Genomic DNA, 1,258 nt, shown 5'->3' on the forward strand with positions numbered 1-1,258 from the left:
AGGCGGTGATCGTGCCGCCGGTGGTGCAGATCACGATGTGGGGGGTATCGGTGCTGGTCTGAGCGCTGGTCACCCGGTCCACAGTGCTGTGCGGGCGGCTCGTGGTCAAACACCCGGGCCGCCGACGATGGAACAATGACCGACCAGTGTTCGTTGGGCCGGTGACACGGCCCGGAGCCTGAACCGGCTCGGCGCCGGATGCCCGGTGCCCCACATCTCGACGAAAGGACCCCGCGTGAGTCTTCGACGGACCATCGCCGCTCTCTCCCTGTCCGCATTCGCCATGGGTGGCCTCGCCGCCTGTGGGGGCGGAGGCGATGAGCGCGAGACCGCACCCGCGCCCACCACGAGCGCGCAGGAGACCGCCACCGTGCCCACCGCCGCGGAGCTGACCGGGCTCCTCGACCGGGCGTCCGATCCCGCCGTTCCGGTGGAGGAGAAGGTCGACCTCGTCGAGGGGGGTGCCGAGGCGCCCGAGATCTTCGACCAGATCGCCGCCCTCAAGGCCGAGCAGGGCGCCGGCGTGACGATCACCGGCGTGGCGGAGGGCGACATCCCCGGCACGCTCATCGCCAACGCGGTGATCACCCAGCCGGGCCAGGAGGACATCAACGTCCAGGCGCAGTTCATCAACCAGAACGGCCAGTGGCAGCTGCAGAAGTCCTTCGCCTGCGCGCTGATCACCAACGCCGGGCTCCAGCCGCCGGCCACCTGCGCCGCGGCCTGATCCGGGCGACCGCCGGCCGCCGCGCCGGCGGTCAGTCCACCGTGCGGAAGCTCAGCTCCGAGTCCTCCTCGTAGGTCGACCGTCGTCCGGAATCCGGGTCGACGTAGGCGGTCCGCGTGGAGGACTCGGTCGTCCCACCCACCGGCAGGGCGGCCCGCAGGTCGACCGTCAGCTCTCCGGAGCCGGAGACGTCGTAGGACTCCACGTCCAGGGCGACGCCCGGCCCGCCGTCCGGAGCGGGCGCGGTGAGGGTGTCCTGCGGATCGGGGGCCTCGGTGCGTGACCGGACGGTGGCGACGTCGCCGACGAGGTCCACCAGCTCGTAGGTGGTGACCCGGGTCGGGGCGACCGCGTCGTCGACCTGCCGGGTGACCGTCCACCGGGCGCCCACGCCGATCTCCTCGGTGGGGAACGCGACGGTCGCCTCCGAGATCGCGTTGGCGGTGATCTCGACGCCGGCGCGTGCGGCGTCGGTCGCACCCGCCGGTGCCGCCAGTGAGAGCTCGCGGATGACGCCGTCGGCGCTGCGGG

At 72.6% G+C, this 1,258-nt stretch carries 1 protein-coding gene and 1 pseudogene; one reads left to right on the forward strand and one right to left on the reverse strand.

Annotated features, from left to right (window positions below):
- The first annotated feature begins 235 nt into the window (after nucleotides 1–235).
- On the forward strand, nucleotides 236–727 hold the full coding sequence (locus tag G6030_RS15275) for a hypothetical protein (protein ID WP_007630896.1): 492 nt from the start codon (nucleotides 236–238) through the stop codon (nucleotides 725–727).
- A gap of 31 nt (nucleotides 728–758) precedes the next feature.
- On the opposite strand, the pseudogene G6030_RS15280 reads toward G6030_RS15275, so the two are convergent.
- A pseudogene (locus G6030_RS15280) lies at nucleotides 759–1,258 on the reverse strand (hypothetical protein); the annotation flags it as partial.

The sequence above is a fragment of the Dietzia sp. E1 genome (assembly GCF_014145015.1).
Classification (GTDB): Bacteria; Actinomycetota; Actinomycetes; order Mycobacteriales; family Mycobacteriaceae; genus Dietzia; species Dietzia cinnamea_A.